This window comes from Rosenbergiella collisarenosi, from assembly GCF_018494085.1.
Lineage (GTDB): Bacteria > Pseudomonadota > Gammaproteobacteria > Enterobacterales > Enterobacteriaceae > Rosenbergiella > Rosenbergiella collisarenosi.
Window position 1 is genome coordinate 1 of record NZ_JABBFP010000048.1, and the last position, 206, is coordinate 206.

Sequence of the window (206 nt, forward strand, 5' to 3'; positions counted from 1 at the left end):
GTCGAGACGCGCAACGCGCAGGTGGTCGCAAAACGCATCACGGTGAGTAGTACGGCGGATGTGATCAACGATGGCGGACACCTGAGCGGCGAAACGCTAGCGATCCGCGCCAACCGCCTGTCGAATCGCGGCGGAACCCTCGCGCAACAGGGCGAGCAGGCCCTCACGCTTGCTCATCAAGGCGGGATCGATAACACGCAAGGCCG

1 protein-coding gene is annotated in these 206 nt (G+C 64.1%); it reads left to right on the forward strand.

From position 1 onward, the window contains the following. Window positions 1-21 precede the first annotated feature (21 nt). A partial coding sequence (locus HGT70_RS16535) for a hypothetical protein (RefSeq protein ID WP_214196588.1) occupies window positions 22-206 on the forward strand: 185 nt, incomplete at its 3' end.